The following is a 275-nucleotide window of genomic DNA, read 5'->3' on the forward strand; positions in this document are numbered from 1 at the left end:
GAGAAAGAGGAAGTAAGTTATCGGATGGGCAAAGGCAGAGAGTAGCGATAGCAAGAGCATTGATAAGGGAACCAAAGGTATTGATACTGGATGAAGCAACGTCAGGGGTAGATTCTCAAACAGAAGAAGAAATATTCGATGAATTGAAAGAGTACAAGATGACTTTGATAATAATATCCCACAGATTGTCAACGATAAGAAAGGCTAACAAAGTGATACTGTTGAAAGATGGAGAGATAAAAGGAGAAGGAGTACATGAAGAGTTATTAAAAAAT

General features: G+C 37.1%; 1 protein-coding gene. It reads left to right on the forward strand.

Features of this window, described 5'->3' with window-relative positions; all coding sequences use genetic code 11:
* On the forward strand, positions 1–275 hold a 275-nt coding region (locus AD60_RS09925; protein WP_146048845.1), incomplete at both ends, for an ATP-binding cassette domain-containing protein.

It is taken from the genome of Petrotoga sp. SL27 (genome assembly GCF_002924605.1).
GTDB lineage: Bacteria > Thermotogota > Thermotogae > Petrotogales > Petrotogaceae > Petrotoga > Petrotoga sibirica.